The sequence below is a fragment of the Amycolatopsis circi genome (assembly GCF_003385235.1).
In the GTDB taxonomy this organism is placed as follows: Bacteria; Actinomycetota; Actinomycetes; order Mycobacteriales; family Pseudonocardiaceae; genus Amycolatopsis; species Amycolatopsis circi.
Genome location: NZ_PQIA01000058.1, coordinates 1 through 15,262, shown reverse-complemented (window position 1 = coordinate 15,262; position 15,262 = coordinate 1). Strand labels below are relative to the sequence as shown.

Genomic DNA, 15,262 nt, shown 5'->3' with positions numbered 1-15,262 from the left:
TCAGCTCCCGGGGGCCTCCGCGATGGAAATTCGGCACGACAACGACTACGACCTCTACTTCAGCACCGTCCAAGCCGCGTTCGGCCGGTATTGGCCCGAGTCGGCGGGCAGCGGTGTCCTGGGCGCTTACGAGCGAGAACGGAGCCTGGTCGCCTTCGCGCCGGACGGGAAGCCGGTCGGCACCACCGGCGCGTACTCCTTCGATCTCACGCTGCCGGGCGACGTGGTCGCCCCGACCGCTGGCGTGACCGCCGTCGGCGTGCTGCCGACGCACCGGCGGCAAGGCGTGCTCCGCACGATGATGCAGGAACAGCTCGCCGACGTCCGTGCCCGCGGCGAGTTCCTGTCCGTCCTGCTCTGCAGCGAAGCGGTGATCTACCGGCGGTTCGGCTACGGACCGGCGACCTACACGGAGCGGCTGACCGTCGAGCGGCACCGCACCGATTTCGCCGCACCGCGCGGGGCCGGCGTCGAGACCGGCTCCGTTGAGCTGCAGCGGCGGGTTGACTGCGGGGAGCTTCTGGAGGAGATCTACGACCGGTACCGCCGCACTCAGCCTGGTGCGTTGTCGCGGCCGCACCGCTGGTGGGCGCTGGGCGCGGGACACCCGCCGACCGGCCCGGAGCCGCGCTACCTCGCCGTGCACCGGGACGCGGACGGCGTCGCGAACGGGTACGCGAGTTACCTGGTCACCGACGCCACGCTGACGGTCGACGAGGTCATCGCGGTCGACGACGCGGGGTTTACCGCGCTCACCCAGTTCCTGCTCGGGCACGACCTGGTCAAGAAGATCGAGTTCAAGCACCTCCCGCCGGGGAACCCGCTGCGCTGGCAGCTGGCGGACCTGCGCGCGGCCGAGCCGACCGAGACGGACTGGCTGTGGGTGCGGCTGCTGGACGTCCCACGCGCCCTGACCGCGCGCGGCTGGTTCACGGACGGTTCGCTGGTCCTCGACGTGACCGACTCGTTCCTGGAGCAGGACGGCCGGTACCAGCTGACCGTGCGGGACGGGAAGGCCGAGTGCGTGCGGACGGACCTCGCGCCTGACTTGTCGATGGACGTGAGCGATCTGGGGTCGATCTATCTCGGCGGGACGCTGCCGAGCGTGCTCGTCCGGGCCGGGCACGTCCGGGCGCATCACGGGGAGGCGGCTGGGCGGGCGGATCTGCTGTTCCGGTCCGATCGCGCGCCGCACTGCGTGCACTGGTTCTAAGCCAGCACCTCAGCCGCCAACCGGCGGGCGTAGGCGGCGTCGAGGCCGTCCGGGCGGAACAGGATCCGGTACATGATCGGCGCCACCACCCGGTCCATCACCGTCTCGCCGGACGGTGCCGCTTCGCCCCGGGCGACCGCCCTGGCCAGGACGACTTCCACCTGGTCAGCGGCGTACGCCGAGCACTGTCCGGCGTTGCTTCCGTCCGGATCGCCGAGGAGCGCGTCGCGGATGTAGGCCCGGCCCGCGGGCGAGGACATCTCGTCCAGGAACAGTTCGGTCCACGCCGCCAGGTCCTCCGCGAGGGAACCGTGGTCCTCCGGCGGCGCTTCCGGGCGCAGCCGCTCGACCGCGACGTCGGACAGGAGTTCCTGCAGGTCGCCCCAACGCCGGTAGATCGTCGACGGCGTGACGCCCGCCCGCGCGGCGACCTGGGGCACGGTCAGCGCGTCCCGGCCCGATTCGGCGATCAGGTCGCGGACGGCGGCGTGCACCGATTCCTGGACTCGTGCGCTGCGCCCGCCGGGACGCACCATCCGCTTCTGGCTCACCGTGACACAGTAAGCCGCGTCCGTTCCAGTGCGTGGCCGGTCCGCAGCAGCACCGGCTCGCCGTGCGGTCGGGCGAGCAGTTGCAGGCCGATCGGCATCCCGTCGGGGTCCTCGCCGATCGGGAGCGTTAGGGCTGGTGCGCCGGTGATGTTGGCGGGGGCCGACAGTCGCACGTAAGCGTCCGAGACTGCTTCGACGGTGCCGTCGGACCAGGTGACCGTCTCCTGTCCAGCCGGGACTGCGGTCATCGGGACGGTCGGTGCGGCGAGGACGTCGATCTTCTCGAACAGCCGCGTCCATTCCTCACGCATGAGGGTTCGGGCGCGTTGGGCGCGCAGGTAGTCGCCCGCGGTCATCAGTTCGCCAGCTTCGAGCAGGACGCGGACGTCGGCGGCGTACTGGTCGGGCACGGTGCGCAGGCTTCGTTCGTGGTACGCCGTGGCCTCGGGGACCATCAAGCCCCAGTGCGTCGCCTGGAGATAGCGGGTCATCGGGATTTCGACGTCGACCAGTTCGGCCCCGAGTTCGGCGAGGTGGTCGATGGCTTCGCGGACTGCGGCTTCCACCGCCGGGTCGAGGTGGTCGAAGTAGTAGTTGCTCGGGACTCCGACGCGCAGCCCGGTCAGGTCCGAAAGCCCGATCGGAACTGGTTGTCCAATGAGGACGGACAGCACCAGCGCGGCGTCCTCGACGGTGCGGGTGAGCGGGCCGACGTGGTCCAGCGACCAGGACAGCGACGTCACTCCGTTCCGCGGGATGAGGCCGTAAGTCGGTTTCAGGCCGACGATTCCGTTCAGCGCGGCGGGGACCCGGATCGAGCCGCCGGTGTCGGTGCCGAGGGCGAACGTCGCGGCACCGGCGGCGACGGCTACTGCCGAACCGCCGCTGGATCCACCGGCCACGCGGGACGGGTTGCGGGCGTTGTGCGTCTGCGGAGTCGTGAGGCCGTAGGCGAATTCGTGCGTGTGGGTTTTGCCGAGGAGGACCGCTCCGGCGGCCTTGAGCTGGGCAGCGACGGTGCTGTCTTGCTCCGCGCGATGTCCGGCTCGGACCTGTGAACTGGCGGTGGTCGCGGTTCCGGCGACGTCGATCAGGTCCTTCAAGCCCATGGGAATGCCGTGCAGCGGGCCGCGGATCGGCCCAAGCTCTGCGGCTTCGGCGCGGGCCCGGTCGGCGTCCACCGCGACGTAGGCGTGCAGCCGGGGCTCTACCTCGTCGATGCGGGTCAGGACGTCCTCGACCAGTTCGACCGGCGACACGCGCCGGTCCCGGATCGCGGCGAAGGCTTCGGCGAGGGTGAGGTCAGCCAGCGACACGGACGTCCTCCTCCGCTTGGTAGGTGGAAGCCGGGGCGGTGTCGCCGAAATCCAGGTCGCGCAGGACGGATACCACGGAGTGGATGTGGTTGGCCACGGCGGCGACGTTGGTATGTCTGGCGGCTTCCAACGGCAATCCGGCTCGGGCGGCGAGATGCGCTGCCTCGTCGGGGGTCAGGTCGGGCACGAGGTCTCCTAAAAGCTAAGCGTTTGCTTTAAGCGACAGTAGCGGCTACTGTCGCTTAAAGCAAACATGTTGCGTTAAGGAGGCACTGTTCATGTCCTGGACCGTCGGTGAGGTCACCGTCCATCGGGTCGACGAGATCGAATTCCCTGCCGCAAACGGGCCGTGGCTGCTTCCCGGCGCGACCGCTGAGGTCGTCTCGGGCGAGGGCTGGTTGCGTCCGGACTTCGCCGACGGCGGCGCGATTCGCTTGCACAGCCACAGTTTCGCGTTCGAGAAGGACGGAATGAAGATCCTCGTGGACACCGGCGTCGGCAACGGGAAGACCCGCGCCAACCCGGCGTGGCACGACCTCGACACCGGATACCTGGACGCGCTGACCGCCGCCGGGTTCGCGCCGGACGAGGTCGATCTGGTGCTGCTCACCCACCTGCACACCGACCACGTCGGCTGGAACACCCGCGAGCAGGACGGCGAATGGGTGCCGACGTTCGCCTCCGCCCGCTACGTCACCGCCCGCGCCGAACGGGAGTTCTGGGCGGGTTACGAGATGGACGGACCGCGTCGGCAGATGTTCGAGGATTCCGTGCTGCCGGTGGAGCGCGCGGGACTCCTGGACCTGGTGGACGTCCCTGCCGAGGGCGTGGAAGTCGTGTCCGGCGTGCGGTTGCTGCCGACGCCCGGCCACACCCCGGGACACGTCTCGATCGAACTGACCAGCTCCGGCGAAACCGCGTTGATCACCGGGGACGCGGTGCACCATCCCGTGCAGTTCGCGCACCCGGAGATCGGCGCGTCGGTGGACATCGACCCGGCGGAATCCGAGAAGACCCGCCGTCGTCTCCTGGCCGAACTAGCCGATTCGGGCGCTCTCGTGCTGGGCACGCATTTCGCCCCGCCCACCGGCGGGCGCCTGGTCTCCGATGGCTCCGGCTACCGGCTCTCGGAAAGGCCGTGAAGGACTCCTTGAGGGAATCTGATTCCCTCAAGGAGTCCTTCACGGACCTCAGGACAGGTGGGCGGGCAGGCCTGCGACGGCCTCGCTGATGGCGGCGTCGAAGGCGTCGGCGAGCGAGTCCGGGGTGATTTCCGTGCTGTACACGACGATCGACCGGACCGCATCGATTTCCAGGACATCTACGGTGCCGAGGTGAGCGGTGATGGGAAGATCGCCGCCGGTCACCCGGTACTGCAGCCGTCGTCGGGCTGGATCGTGAGTGACGACAGCTTCTTCCAGGACCGATCCATCCCCTAGGACCACGGTGCGATGCTGCGTATCGCCAGCGGAGGACTTCATCAACGGGAACCAGTCGGCGACGGACGCGACGTCGCCGATCACCTGCCACACCGCGTCGGCGGGAGCATCGAGCAGGACGTGGGAGCGAAGGGTGGCCATCAGCTGTCCGAGAAGAGCTTGCCCGCCCGCGCCCAGTTCGCGGTGTCGACGTCGGTGAACACGATGCCGACCGACTCCGGGGCGCACTTGCCGATCCGGCAGATCTCGCGGGTCAGCACCTCGGCCAGCTCGCGTTTCTGCTCGGTCGTGCGACCGGGAAACCAGTCGATCTGAACGTGGGGCATGAGAACTCCTTGTCAGCTCAGGGAATCAGCGGCTTGCTGAGTGCGGGCGCGGTAATCGCGGCGGATGGAGAGGGCTTCGTCCAGATCGACCGCTACGAAACGGGTTTTGGTATTCGGAGCGGACTGCGCCACCAGGTCCAAGTCTCCGCTGAGGACAGTGCCCACCATCATGTACCCGCCGCCGGACACCGCGTCTCGGTGCAGGATGATCGGTTCCACACCGCCGGGCACCTGGATCGAGCCGATCGGGTAAGGCGCGTCCACGATATTCGACGGGTCCTGTCCGGCACCGAATGGCGGCGTGCGCGGTTTGGTCTCCAATTGTGCGCCCTGGTAACGGAAACCGACGCGGTCGGCGACCGGGGTGAGCGTCCAGTCGGTGTCCAGGAACGTCGCCCGGCCCGCGTCGGTGAGCACGTGGTCGTAAAGACCCATCACGACGCGGACTTCGATTTCCTTCGACAAAGCCGGACGCAAAGATTCCGGCAGCGAACGCCCGGGAACGCCAGCGCCGGTGCCCACCGGAATGACATCTCCGGCGACGAGCGGCGCACCGGTGATCCCGCCGAGTTTTCCCAGCCCGTAAGTGGATCGGCTGCCCAGTACCAAGGGGACATCAATGCCGCCGCTCACCGCGAGGTATGCGCGAGCGCCGCGTTTGCAGAACCCGAAGGTGAGGACATCGCCCGCTTTCACCGCGAACGCTTCCCACAACGGCCGTTCCTCGCCGTTGAGTTTCGGCGGAAGCTCGGCACCGGTGATCGCGATGACCGTGTCCTCGGTGAAGTGCAGCTCCGGTCCCAAATAGACACACTCAAGTGCGGCTTCGCCGGGATCGTTGCCCACCAGGCGGTTCGCGACCGAGTATGAGTACTGGTCGAGCGCGCCGGAGGGCGGGATGCCGACGTCGTAGTAGCCGTTGCGGCCGGCGTCCTGGATCGTCGTGGCCAGTCCGGGCTGGCGGACCTCAATCGGCACGGAGCACCTCCATCAGTCCCGCGGTGAAGCCGTCCGGGTCGTCGAGGTACTCGCGCAGCCCGAAGTCGACCGGGCGCGAGCGGATCCGGAACGTTCCGGCCTCGACCTCCTTGACGTACTCGTCGTAGGTCTCCCGGTCGATCGGCCTGAACCGCACGATGTCGCCGGGCCGGAAGAACACCATGAAATCGTCGAAGTCCGGAAGTTCCTGCGCCGGATCGTAAATCGGCGCGGGCGTGATGCCGAACATCTGGTACCCGCCTGCCCCGCGAACCGAGTAGATGCAGCTGAAACAGCCGCCGTACCCGACTGTCTGCTTAGGAGTGTCCGTACGCGGGCGCAGGTATTTCGGCACGACGATCTGCCGTTCCCGGGGCACCATCTGGTACATGAACGGCAGCCCGGCGACGAACCCGACCATCGAGACGAACCACGGCGCCCCGCTGTGTGCCGCGATGAACTCCTCCGCCCCGGCGAATCCGTTGATCCGCGCGGCGTACTCGATGTCGGTGGCGTCCGGGTCTTGATGCCGGTCGCGGAATCGCATCAGCGTTTCGGTAGTCCAGGGATCCTGATACAGCACCGGAATCTCGACCACGCGGGTGGCGAGGCTGAAATCCGCCGCGTCGCCGACCTTCTCTTCGATGTCGCGCAGGTGCGCCATCAAGGTGCGCGGTTCGATCACGTCCGGGTCGTAGCGGACCTGGTAGGACGCGTTCGCCGGGCAGATCTCCACGACGCCGTCCGGCCGGTTCTCGCGCAGCGACGTGGTGATCGCCATCGCGCGGAAGTTGGCCTGCAGGCTCATTTCCTCGGCCAGCTCGACGAAAATGTGCTCGTCGCCGCCCCAGCTGTACCGGGCGGGCGTCGCGCCGCTCATGCGCCCGCCTCCGCTCGCTGGGTGAGCCACTCTTCGAGCGTCCCGGTGGTGAACGCGCCGTCGGCGAACCATTGCTGCCCGAGGAGTTCGATCAGCAGCGTCGTGGTGGTGGGAACGCCTTCGACGACCAATTCGGACAGTGCCCGCTTCGCCCGGCGCAACGCGGTCGGCCGGTCGTCGCCCCACACGACCACCTTGGCCACCAAGGAATCGTAGAACGGCGGCACCTGGCTGCCCGGCGCGAGCCACGTGTCGGTACGGACCCACGGCCCGCCCGGCAAGCGCACGTCGCCGATTTTTCCGGGACCAGGAAGGAAATTGCGCTCCGGATCCTCGGCGCACACCCGGAATTCGACGGCGTGCCCACGCTTGGTCACGTCCGATTGCTTGAACCGCAACGGTTCCCCGGCCGCGATCCGCAACTGCTCGGCGACCAGGTCGATCCCGGTGATCAGTTCGGTGACCGGGTGCTCGACCTGGATCCGGGTGTTCATCTCGATGAAGAAGAACTCGCCGGTCTCGTCGTCCACGAGAAACTCGCAGGTGCCCGCGCTGCGGTAGCCGACCTCCTTGCACAGCCGCACCGCCGCGGACGTCATCTCGGTCCGGATCCGCTCGTCGATGCCCGGCGACGGAGCTTCCTCGACCACCTTCTGCCGCCGTCGCTGCAGCGAACACTCGCGCTCGAAGACGTGCACCGTCTCGGAACCGTCGCCGAGCACCTGCACCTCGACGTGCCGCGCGGCCCGCACGAATCGCTCCAGGTACATCTGCCCGTCGCCGAAAGCGCTCGCCGCCTCGCCGGACGCCTGCGGGAACGCGACCTTCAACTCGGCCTCGTTCGCGACCACCCGAATCCCCCGGCCGCCGCCGCCGGCCGCGGCCTTGAGCATGATCGGATACCCGATCTCGCCCGCCGCCGCGACCGCTTCGGCCACATCGGGCACTCCGCCGGGTGTCCCGGGCACCGTCGGCACCCCGGCCGCCTGCGCGACCTGCCGAGCGCGGACCTTGTCCCCCATCTGCTCGATGACCGAGGCCTCCGGGCCGACGAACGTCAGTCCCGCATCCGCCACCGCCGCGGCGAATGACGCGCGCTCGGACAGGAACCCGTAGCCCGGATGCACCGCGTCCGCACCGGATTCCTTTGCCGCGGCGAGAATCGCGTCGGCCACCAGATAGCTCTTCGTCGCCGGGGCCGGGCCGATCGGGACGACCTGGTCGGCGAGCAGCGCGTGCGCGGCGCTCCGGTCCGCCTCGCTGACGACCGCGACCGTCTCGATCCCGAGGTCGTTGGCCGCGCGGATGATCCGGACCGCGATTTCGCCGCGATTGGCGATCAGCAACCGTTTCATGCGTCCACCTCGAGCACCAGGAGCGGCTGACCGGCGTCGACGACCGCCTCGGCGTCGGCGGAGAACTCCACGACGGTCCCGGCCGCGCCCGCGGGCACCGGGTAGAAGGACTTCATCACCTCGACCAGCCCGACCGTGTCGTCCGCGCCGACCTTCTGGCCGGGCTTCACGAAATCCGGGCTGTCCGGATCGGGCCTGCGGTAGAAGACCCCGGGAATGGGCGAAACCACTTCGAGACGGGACATCAGCGTCACCTCGCGCTCGGTTCGGCAGGAACAGTTGAACAATCAGGTCAGGTAGGGCGTGAGAGCTTCGTGCACGCTTTTCGCCAGATCCACCGCGCCAGGAGTGTCGGAGTGCACGCAGATGCAATCCGCGCGCATCGGGATGTCCTGACCGTCCACAGAGGTCGCGAGCCCCTCAGTCACCGCGCGCACGGACCGTTCGGCGGCGATCGCCGGGTCGTAGGCGACGTGCTCGCGGGTGATGATGAGCGAACCGTCCGCGCGGTAGTCGAGGTCGGTGTAGTACTCGGCGATGAAGCCCTTGCCGCGCTTGCCCCACACCTTTTCGTGCATGGTGTTGGCCATCCCCATCAGCGGCACGTCGAAGACGTCGGCCGCCTCGGCGATCGCCCGCGCGACCGTCTCGTCCCGCGACGCCAGGCCGTACAGCGCGCCGTGCGGTTTGATGTGGTTGAGCGGCATGCCGTGCTCGGCCAGGAAGCCGGTCAGCGCGCCGACCTGGTACACCACCGCGGCGGTGAGTTCCTCCGACTCCATCTTCAGCTCCCGCCTGCCGAACCCGTCGCGGTCCGGGAACGACGGGTGGGCGCCCACTTTCACCGAATGCTCGTGCGCCAGCGCGACGGTCCGCCGCATGACGACCGGGTCTGCGGCGTGGAAACCGCAGGCGACGTTCGCGACCGTGATGTAGGGCATGATGCCCTCGTCGTCGCCGCAGCGGTAGATGCTGTAGGCCTCGCCCATGTCGCAGTTGATGGCAACCATGAGTGCTTTTCCTTGTCTTTCAGGAGTTCTTTCGGGAGATCCGTCAGGAATGCGCGATCTTCGGGGTGTCCCCGTCGGGGTCGATGTAGACGTCGTCGCCCTCGAGCCGCACCGGATACCGCGCGAGCTGCGCGTGGCCGGGGTTGATGCCCTGGCAGGTGGTGAGGTCGAACGTCCACAGGTGGCTTTTGCACATGAGGGTCTTCTTGTCCAGTTCGCCCTCGACCAGTTCGACCTGCTGGTGCGGGCAGATCGCCTGGGTCGCGACGACGTCGCCGCCGTCGAGGTGGGCGATCAGCACTTCCTTGTCCCCCACCTCGAACGACTCCATGTCGCCTTCCCAGACGTCGTCGAGGCTGCACACCCGCACGTAACCCATGCGGAAGCTCCTTTCTCAGCTGAACCGGTCGAAATGGAGCCGGTCGGCGGCCAGCCCGCCGTCCAGCACCAGCGCGCGGGCGAGCGCGTCGGTCATCGCGGGCGGCCCGGCGGCGTAGTAGGTGAAGTCAGTCAGCGTCTCGCCCAGCTTCGCGACCACGGCCTCGTGCACAAATCCTTGGTGCGATTCGGAATCCGCGGTGTCCGGTTCGGACACTGCAGTGTGGACATGGAGTGCGCGCAACCGGCGTTGCGCCATCGCCATCGCTTCCGGAATGTGCAAATCGCGCGGAGCCCTGCCGCCGCAGAACAAATGGACGGTGCGTTCACCAGCGTCGGCCTGCGCGGCCGCGCCGAGCACGACGCTCGCCATCGCGCCGAGCCCAGAACCCCCTGCGACACAAACAATGTCGCGATCGTCGCCAGCCCGGTAATACGCCTGTCCGTACGGGCCGTCCAGCTCGATCGTCTCGCCGAGGTCGAGTCCGTCGAACAGGATCGACGTCGCTTTCCCGCCCGGCGACCGTTTGACGACGAATTTCCATTCCCGCTGGCAGTTTCCGAGATTGCTCATCGAGTACGCGCGTTCGATGCCGCTGGGGAACCCGAGCATCGCGTACTGTCCGGCGCTGAACGCGGCGTGCTTTTCCGCGGTGAACACGAATTCGGCCATGTCGTGGGTGAGCCGGTGCACCTCGCGCAGCTGGGCGCGCTGCCGGATCGGCCGGTGCGGTGCGGGTTCCTGGACTGAACTCAGGTCGACCACGCAGTCGCTGGCCGGTTCGCTCTGACACGCCAGCCGCCGCCCCTTGCGCCGGTCGCGGGCGCTGAGTCCGGGTGCGTCCGCCCAGCGCGTGCGGACGTCGCCTTCCAGCAGCTCGTACCGGCAGCTTCCGCAGGCTCCGCTGTTGCACTCGTAGCTGAGACCGACCCCCGAGCGGAGGGCGGCACGCAGCAGCGTGTCGCCCTCCGCGCAAGGAAAGCGAACGCCGGTCCCCCGCAGGAGGACTTGGTGTTCGGTCGTCATGGCCGGTTCAGCCTCCGATGCCGAGCTGCCGCTGGAACGCCCGGACCGCGCCGATCGCGTTCTCCGCCGCTTCGGCGTTTTCCGCGACCTCCGCGCCGTACGCCTCGATCGCGGCGACGGCGAGCGGCTGCCATTTCGCGACCCACTCGCGCAGCTGCGTGACGTTCGAGTCCACTTCGGACATCTGGGTGACCAGCGCTTCGGTCCAGCGCCGCGAACGCTCGCTGTCCCGCAACGCCGATTCGGCCAGCAGCGCATGCAGCACGTCGCCGTGTCGCCTGGCGCTGACGCCGAGCTGACGCAGCACGATCTCGTCGTACGCCGGCTTGGCCACGACGTTGAGCGCGACGAACGCCTCAGCCCAGTCGAACGTGGTCAGCTGGCGTTCCATCAGCTCGCGGAAGCCTTGCCAGGCAGGCAGTTCCTCCCACAGCTCGCGTTCGCGTTCGCCGAACCCGGCGGTCGGATGCGCCTGGCGCAGCTCCGCGGTGCGGTAGGCCACATTGGACAGCCAGCGCAGCGAGTCCGCGGCCTGGAACGCCGCGCAGTTGGCGATCGTGCTGGCCGGGGCCATGTGCACGAGGTACGCGCTGGCCATCTGAATGGTGTGCAGCAGGTACCGGCTCGGCGTGTACAGCTGCGCCAGCATCGCGACCCACTCCGGGGAGAGGCCCCGGTCGTGGCCCTCGGCGTCGTGCTGGTCGAGCAGCCCGTCCACATAGGACTCTTGGCCGTCCTGGAGGATGTTGTACGTGCGGTACACCAGCTCGTCCGGGTCGCGGAAAGCGTTCCAGTCCGGGTGCGTGATCGGGCTCTGGTTGCGGTAGCGGCGGTAGAAGTCCGCCATGAAGCCGGTGTGCCCGACGTCCCACGGCTGCTCGGGGTCGCGGGTGTGCCAGAGCAGGTTGGTGGAGACGATCTCGTACTCGCTCGGCTTGCGCCGGCGGGCGGCGAGGTGCCCCCAGGTCTTGAGCGGCTTGAGCGGGGTGCTCACGAGCTGGCCTCCTTGCGGGCTGCGGTGCCCAGGTAGAAGCGGAAGACGTCGCCGCCGGTCTCGATCCGCCCGACGAACGAGGGCATGATCAGCTCCAGCTCGGACATCTTGAACGGGCGGCCGAGTTCCTCGGCGATGGTCTCGCGGCGGAGAACGCATTCGCCGCCCTCGACCTCGACCCGCACGTACGAGCCGCGGTCGCGGATGTCGACCCGGCAACCGGGATTGTCGGTCACGGCGGCGTCGGCGACGGCGCGCGCCACCTCGCCGACCTGGAGGACCGGGCCGACCGGGTCGGCAATAGGTTCAGCGGTGCTCATCGGTCCTCCTCACTCGAAATAGACTTCGACGCATTCGGTCGGCTCGAGACCGGCCGCCGCGACGGTGCTGGCGCGCTCGAACGGCTGCGCGTCGCCCTGGCGGCGCACTCGCAGCGTCCGGCCGGGCTGGTCGGGCACGTGGATGCCGACCGAGTTCTCGGCCGCCGCGGCGGCAAGTTCGTCCATCGTGTGCTCGCTGTCCGCGGGGAGCAGCTTGAGCACGAAGTCGCCGTCGAAGTGCACGGCGAGCGGAATGGTGGCCATCAGCGTTCCTTTCAGCCGGCCTTGACGAGCTGCTTGCGGTAGGTGTCGACCCAGGCGAAGCCGTGCGCGTCCTCGCCGCCGGGCCCGACCGAGCCGAGGCCCATGTACTCCAGGACGCCGCCGAGGTCCGCGGGCTGGATCTCGCCGCCGAGGAACCGGTCGACCAGGTTCTTGTGGTGCCGGTAGCGTTCCGGGTCGTCCTCGAAGATCCACTTGTCCACTTCGGACGCGAAGTGGTAGCGCCGTCCTTCGTGGACCAGCGAGATGTCGCGCAGCGTCTGGGAAGGCGTGCCGACGATCGGCAGCTGCGAGACGTTGCAGATGATCGGCAGCGTGCCCGGCACCGTCTTTTCCGGACGGTCGTGGGCGAAGTTGTCGATCATGACGTCCCACACCTTGCCGAAGGTGCCGTTCCAGCCCGGGTACTTCTCCTCCAGCCAGTCGCGTTCCTCCGGGCTGACGCCTGCCGCCGGGTCCCACCACAGCGTCGGCCGCCACGAGTAGGTGCCGAGATGCTGGCCGTGGTGGTGCTCGGAGATGTCGCGCAGGAAAATGTCCCAGTACCACGGCTTGGAGAGCCCCAGGTCCTCCAGCGAGCGCATGAACTGGGTGACGATCCACTCCTCCATGAACTCCTTGAAGGACGCCTCGCGCACGTCCAGCGGGACGTAGTAGTCCATCGGAATTCCGGACAGAATGGTGAACAGCCGGTACGAGCGCCAGAACGCGATGTCGATCTTCTTCTGCGCCACGTCCTTCTGGCCGTTCTCGATCAGCATCTGCAGCAGCGGCGTGCCGAGCTGCGCGTGCCGGGCCTCGTCGGACTGGATGCTCTGGATCAGCTTCGAGAACGTGAAGTCTCCGGCCTTCGCGGCGTCGCCGGAAAGGCCGATGAACTGCAGATTCGTGAAGCCGGTCTCGAAGGAGAAGTTCGCGAAAATCGAGGTGGATACGGCGTCGCGGGTCATCATCACGTCGTCGAAGAAGTGCCTCGCGCCGAGGGTGACCCAGTTGTCGGTGAACATCGCCGCGTGCGACCACTCGAACTGGCGGTCCTTGTTCACGTACTCGTGCGGGAAGTACAGCTGGATCTGGCCGTGCCGGATCTCGTCCAGCATCCCGAAGGTCGCCATGTTGCGCATGCCGGGAGCCTTCGACCAGCGAACGAAGCGGGACTCCTGGAACGACGCGCCGTACTCGACCAGCGCGACCGCGGCGTAGTGCTCCTTGAGAATGGAAATCCAGCCCGGGTCGGCTTTATTGTACAAATCCGCGCGCTCCAGCGCGGCCTTGACCGAATACGCCCCGGCGTCCTTCTGCCGCTGAATGTCGACGTATTCGCGATAACTCACCTTGTACGGCTCGTCATAGGTCGCCCACACCTCGTCGGGCAACCCCTCGCCGCCGGACAACTCCGGCGGGAACAACTCCTCTTCGGTAACGTAGCGCGGAGTCCATTGAGTGTCGCGGGCGATGTCGTACCACTGTGCTCGGTCCAGCAGAGCCATGCGGGTGCTCCTTGTGGTTTCTTAGCTGCCGTGCTCGGAACCCAGCGGCCCTTCGCCGCCGGGGTAGACGAAGGACATGGCGGGGGCGTAGAACCCGAACGTCACCTGCAAGGGTTGGGCAGGCCGCAACCGGTAGGTGGGGTGCTCTTTGTCGAGAAACTCGAAGGATTCGACCGCGAATTCCTCGGCGATGTCAGCGACGTAGGCGTACCGCCCGCTGACGAATTCACCACCGCGACTCGTGATGTACCGCAACTGCCCGGTAACCCGCTGCGGCGTGCCGATCGTAAGACGCGCGGTAGTGCGAATAATGGGCCGCCCTTCAACGGAAGTAGTGGCGACCAGCCGATCCCCGTCGAGATCGAGCGTCGTCTCCCCCGGCGCGCCAGCCGGAACACCGTGCTCCCGGGCGTAACGGATCATCGGCTCGGAACTGTTGTGGTAATCGGTCCACCACCGCCCCGGAACTCCCGCTTCGGTGTCCAACCCGGACAGATTCACGCCGAGATACGTCAGGGAGTAAGCACCGAACGCGTCGTCCCCGTCGCTGGCCGACGTCTGAGCGTCCCCCTCGACCACGTACTGGTTGATGTAGCACGATCGATCGGCAGCCGACGTGAGCCCAGCCGGAACCAGCTCCGCGACGGCGTCGGGATCCTCAGGCACCCACACGAGGTAGAGGGTCCGCGACCCGGTCACCAGCTGCGGCGGATGCAGCGACGTGCCCATAGGGGCACCTCCAGTTCACCGTTGAACTTCCCCCGCTCCGGCCCTGAAGCGGTGCCCAAAGACTGCGCGACGCACTCGCGACCGGATAGTGCGCAAGTTGGACAACGACTGAGCCCGGGATGCCAAACCGGAGCACCGGCGGACATCAGTGCAGGTCAGCGACCCGCACAACGATCACCGCCGATAGCTTCTGAATCCGTCAAGCACCGCAGGGACGTGAGGGGAACCCTGAGGGACTCTGAGTCCCTCAGGGTTCCCCTCACGTCCCTAAAACCGCACCGACGCACCCAACGCACGAGGCACCCACACCACCCCCGCACCCCGATACGAAGCCAAAATGCGGACGGCGGGTGCTTGTCAAGGCATCTTTCCCGCCTTGACAAGCACCCGCCGTCCGTCATCACAATCAGCTTCGGGGTGCCCCACGCGCGCCCGGGCGCAATGTCGCCGCCAGGCGACGAGCAGCCCGAGAACTCACAACTGATCATCCAACTGCAAAGCGATCCACAACTCCGCCCGAACAGCCGGATCATCGACCTCCCTCCCCAACGCCTCCGCCACCTTCCCCATCCGATACCGCAACGTATGCCGATGAATCCCCAACGCCGTAGCCGAAGCATCCGACTGCCCGTTATGCGCCAAAAACGTCCGCAACGTATGCCGCAAATCGATCTTCGCCGCCCCGGTCTTGTCCGTAACCGGCTCCAGCAAAGCCCGAGCCCACCCCCGAACCTCGTCATTGTCGAGAAACCGCATCAACCCGCTAGTAGCCACATCCCCAGCACAAGTCAGCACCCCAGCATCCCCGCGCGAACTGGTGAAAACCGACCGCACCTGCTCCCAGGCACCAGCCAACTCCCCCGGCGATGTCGGATCACTAACCGCCCCCCGAGCCAACGGAATCCGCCGCAACAAAGCTTCCAACGTCCGCGTATCCCCCTCCGCAGGCCGCATTAACACTCCCACCCTCCCCC

20 protein-coding genes are annotated in these 15,262 nt (G+C 67.6%); 2 read left to right on the top strand and 18 right to left on the bottom strand.

From position 1 onward, the window contains the following. Positions 1 to 22: 22 nt before the first annotated feature. The gene (locus D0D37_RS23845; RefSeq protein ID WP_116202792.1) at positions 23 to 1,213 is read left to right on the top strand and encodes a GNAT family N-acetyltransferase; all 1,191 of its coding nucleotides are present in this window, start codon (positions 23 to 25) and stop codon (positions 1,211 to 1,213) included. On the opposite strand, the gene D0D37_RS23840 is transcribed toward D0D37_RS23845, so the two are convergent. The 3 genes from D0D37_RS23840 to D0D37_RS23830 are packed head-to-tail and all read right to left on the bottom strand — an operon-like array spanning position 1,210 to position 3,267. Further along, positions 1,210 to 1,764: a TetR/AcrR family transcriptional regulator gene (locus tag D0D37_RS23840; RefSeq protein WP_116202791.1), complete on the bottom strand. Its 555-nt coding sequence runs from the start codon at positions 1,762 to 1,764 to the stop codon at positions 1,210 to 1,212. The genes D0D37_RS23845 and D0D37_RS23840 overlap by 4 nt on opposite strands. After that, complete coding sequence (locus tag D0D37_RS23835; RefSeq protein ID WP_116202790.1) at positions 1,761 to 3,080, bottom strand: amidase; 1,320 nt, start codon at positions 3,078 to 3,080, stop codon at positions 1,761 to 1,763. Before D0D37_RS23835 ends, D0D37_RS23840 begins: the two co-directional genes overlap by 4 nt. Further along, on the bottom strand, positions 3,067 to 3,267 hold the full coding sequence (locus tag D0D37_RS23830) for a hypothetical protein (RefSeq protein WP_116202789.1): 201 nt from the start codon (positions 3,265 to 3,267) through the stop codon (positions 3,067 to 3,069). Before D0D37_RS23830 ends, D0D37_RS23835 begins: the two co-directional genes overlap by 14 nt. A gap of 91 nt (positions 3,268 to 3,358) precedes the next feature. Between D0D37_RS23830 and D0D37_RS23825 the strand changes: the two genes are divergently transcribed. Continuing rightward, positions 3,359 to 4,222, top strand: coding sequence for an MBL fold metallo-hydrolase (locus D0D37_RS23825; protein WP_116202788.1), 864 nt, complete (start codon positions 3,359 to 3,361; stop codon positions 4,220 to 4,222). A 48-nt stretch (positions 4,223 to 4,270) separates the two neighbouring features. Here the strand turns inward: D0D37_RS23825 and D0D37_RS23820 are convergent, their stop codons facing one another. The 15 genes from D0D37_RS23820 to D0D37_RS46795 all read right to left on the bottom strand — a co-directional run bounded on the left by D0D37_RS23820 (position 4,271) and on the right by D0D37_RS46795 (position 15,044). Next, positions 4,271 to 4,660 carry an SRPBCC family protein gene (locus D0D37_RS23820; RefSeq protein WP_208720110.1) on the bottom strand — a complete coding sequence of 130 codons (390 nt, stop codon included), beginning with the start codon at positions 4,658 to 4,660 and terminating at the stop codon, positions 4,271 to 4,273. Next, complete coding sequence (locus D0D37_RS23815) at positions 4,660 to 4,845, bottom strand: tautomerase family protein (RefSeq protein WP_116202787.1); 186 nt, start codon at positions 4,843 to 4,845, stop codon at positions 4,660 to 4,662. Before D0D37_RS23815 ends, D0D37_RS23820 begins: the two co-directional genes overlap by 1 nt. 12 nt (positions 4,846 to 4,857) lie before the next feature. After that, the gene (locus D0D37_RS23810) at positions 4,858 to 5,823 is read right to left on the bottom strand and encodes a 5-oxoprolinase subunit C family protein (RefSeq protein WP_116202786.1); all 966 of its coding nucleotides are present in this window, start codon (positions 5,821 to 5,823) and stop codon (positions 4,858 to 4,860) included. Then, on the bottom strand, positions 5,813 to 6,703 hold the full coding sequence (locus D0D37_RS23805) for a 5-oxoprolinase subunit B family protein (RefSeq protein ID WP_116202785.1): 891 nt from the start codon (positions 6,701 to 6,703) through the stop codon (positions 5,813 to 5,815). Before D0D37_RS23805 ends, D0D37_RS23810 begins: the two co-directional genes overlap by 11 nt. Continuing rightward, the gene (locus tag D0D37_RS23800) at positions 6,700 to 8,058 is read right to left on the bottom strand and encodes an acetyl-CoA carboxylase biotin carboxylase subunit (RefSeq protein ID WP_116202784.1); all 1,359 of its coding nucleotides are present in this window, start codon (positions 8,056 to 8,058) and stop codon (positions 6,700 to 6,702) included. Before D0D37_RS23800 ends, D0D37_RS23805 begins: the two co-directional genes overlap by 4 nt. Continuing rightward, entirely contained in the window at positions 8,055 to 8,303 is a 249-nt protein-coding gene (locus D0D37_RS23795; RefSeq protein WP_116202825.1) for an acetyl-CoA carboxylase, read from the bottom strand. The genes D0D37_RS23800 and D0D37_RS23795 overlap by 4 nt, the downstream gene beginning before the upstream one ends. A 42-nt stretch (positions 8,304 to 8,345) precedes the next feature. Further along, positions 8,346 to 9,068, bottom strand: coding sequence for a 5-oxoprolinase subunit PxpA (gene pxpA / locus D0D37_RS23790; RefSeq protein ID WP_116202783.1), 723 nt, complete (start codon positions 9,066 to 9,068; stop codon positions 8,346 to 8,348). A 43-nt stretch (positions 9,069 to 9,111) separates the two neighbouring features. Beyond that, positions 9,112 to 9,447: a monooxygenase system ferredoxin subunit gene (locus D0D37_RS23785; RefSeq protein WP_116202782.1), complete on the bottom strand. Its 336-nt coding sequence runs from the start codon at positions 9,445 to 9,447 to the stop codon at positions 9,112 to 9,114. Positions 9,448 to 9,462: 15 nt separating this feature from the next. After that, positions 9,463 to 10,473, bottom strand: coding sequence for a 2Fe-2S iron-sulfur cluster-binding protein (locus D0D37_RS23780; RefSeq protein WP_116202781.1), 1,011 nt, complete (start codon positions 10,471 to 10,473; stop codon positions 9,463 to 9,465). Positions 10,474 to 10,480: 7 nt separating this feature from the next. Continuing rightward, complete coding sequence (locus tag D0D37_RS23775; RefSeq protein WP_116202780.1) at positions 10,481 to 11,467, bottom strand: ferritin family protein; 987 nt, start codon at positions 11,465 to 11,467, stop codon at positions 10,481 to 10,483. Continuing rightward, positions 11,464 to 11,787, bottom strand: coding sequence for an MmoB/DmpM family protein (locus tag D0D37_RS23770; RefSeq protein ID WP_116202779.1), 324 nt, complete (start codon positions 11,785 to 11,787; stop codon positions 11,464 to 11,466). Before D0D37_RS23770 ends, D0D37_RS23775 begins: the two co-directional genes overlap by 4 nt. A gap of 9 nt (positions 11,788 to 11,796) precedes the next feature. Continuing rightward, the gene (locus D0D37_RS23765; protein ID WP_116202778.1) at positions 11,797 to 12,051 is read right to left on the bottom strand and encodes a toluene-4-monooxygenase system B family protein; all 255 of its coding nucleotides are present in this window, start codon (positions 12,049 to 12,051) and stop codon (positions 11,797 to 11,799) included. Positions 12,052 to 12,062: 11 nt separating this feature from the next. Further along, positions 12,063 to 13,559 carry a YHS domain-containing protein gene (locus D0D37_RS23760; RefSeq protein ID WP_116202777.1) on the bottom strand — a complete coding sequence of 499 codons (1,497 nt, stop codon included), beginning with the start codon at positions 13,557 to 13,559 and terminating at the stop codon, positions 12,063 to 12,065. 21 nt (positions 13,560 to 13,580) lie between these two features. Continuing rightward, complete coding sequence (locus D0D37_RS23755) at positions 13,581 to 14,288, bottom strand: acetoacetate decarboxylase family protein (RefSeq protein WP_116202776.1); 708 nt, start codon at positions 14,286 to 14,288, stop codon at positions 13,581 to 13,583. 474 nt (positions 14,289 to 14,762) lie between these two features. After that, complete coding sequence (locus tag D0D37_RS46795) at positions 14,763 to 15,044, bottom strand: PucR family transcriptional regulator (RefSeq protein WP_162834436.1); 282 nt, start codon at positions 15,042 to 15,044, stop codon at positions 14,763 to 14,765. Between the last annotated feature and the right edge of the window lie 218 nt (positions 15,045 to 15,262).

Coding starts and splice junctions, on each gene's coding strand:
- D0D37_RS23795 (WP_116202825.1), bottom strand. CDS start 8,303: ATGTCCCGTCTCGAAGTGGTTTCGCCCATTCCCGGGGTCTTCTACCGC.
- pxpA (WP_116202783.1), bottom strand. CDS start 9,068: ATGGTTGCCATCAACTGCGACATGGGCGAGGCCTACAGCATCTACCGC.
- D0D37_RS23770 (WP_116202779.1), bottom strand. CDS start 11,787: ATGAGCACCGCTGAACCTATTGCCGACCCGGTCGGCCCGGTCCTCCAG.
- D0D37_RS23760 (WP_116202777.1), bottom strand. CDS start 13,559: ATGGCTCTGCTGGACCGAGCACAGTGGTACGACATCGCCCGCGACACT.
- D0D37_RS23780 (WP_116202781.1), bottom strand. CDS start 10,473: ATGACGACCGAACACCAAGTCCTCCTGCGGGGGACCGGCGTTCGCTTT.
- D0D37_RS23825 (WP_116202788.1), top strand. CDS start 3,359: ATGTCCTGGACCGTCGGTGAGGTCACCGTCCATCGGGTCGACGAGATC.
- D0D37_RS23805 (WP_116202785.1), bottom strand. CDS start 6,703: ATGAGCGGCGCGACGCCCGCCCGGTACAGCTGGGGCGGCGACGAGCAC.
- D0D37_RS46795 (WP_162834436.1), bottom strand. CDS start 15,044: ATGCGGTTTCTCGACAATGACGAGGTTCGGGGGTGGGCTCGGGCTTTG.
- D0D37_RS23785 (WP_116202782.1), bottom strand. CDS start 9,447: ATGGGTTACGTGCGGGTGTGCAGCCTCGACGACGTCTGGGAAGGCGAC.
- D0D37_RS23800 (WP_116202784.1), bottom strand. CDS start 8,058: ATGAAACGGTTGCTGATCGCCAATCGCGGCGAAATCGCGGTCCGGATC.
- D0D37_RS23765 (WP_116202778.1), bottom strand. CDS start 12,051: ATGGCCACCATTCCGCTCGCCGTGCACTTCGACGGCGACTTCGTGCTC.
- D0D37_RS23755 (WP_116202776.1), bottom strand. CDS start 14,288: ATGGGCACGTCGCTGCATCCGCCGCAGCTGGTGACCGGGTCGCGGACC.
- D0D37_RS23815 (WP_116202787.1), bottom strand. CDS start 4,845: ATGCCCCACGTTCAGATCGACTGGTTTCCCGGTCGCACGACCGAGCAG.
- D0D37_RS23820 (WP_208720110.1), bottom strand. CDS start 4,660: ATGGCCACCCTTCGCTCCCACGTCCTGCTCGATGCTCCCGCCGACGCG.
- D0D37_RS23845 (WP_116202792.1), top strand. CDS start 23: ATGGAAATTCGGCACGACAACGACTACGACCTCTACTTCAGCACCGTC.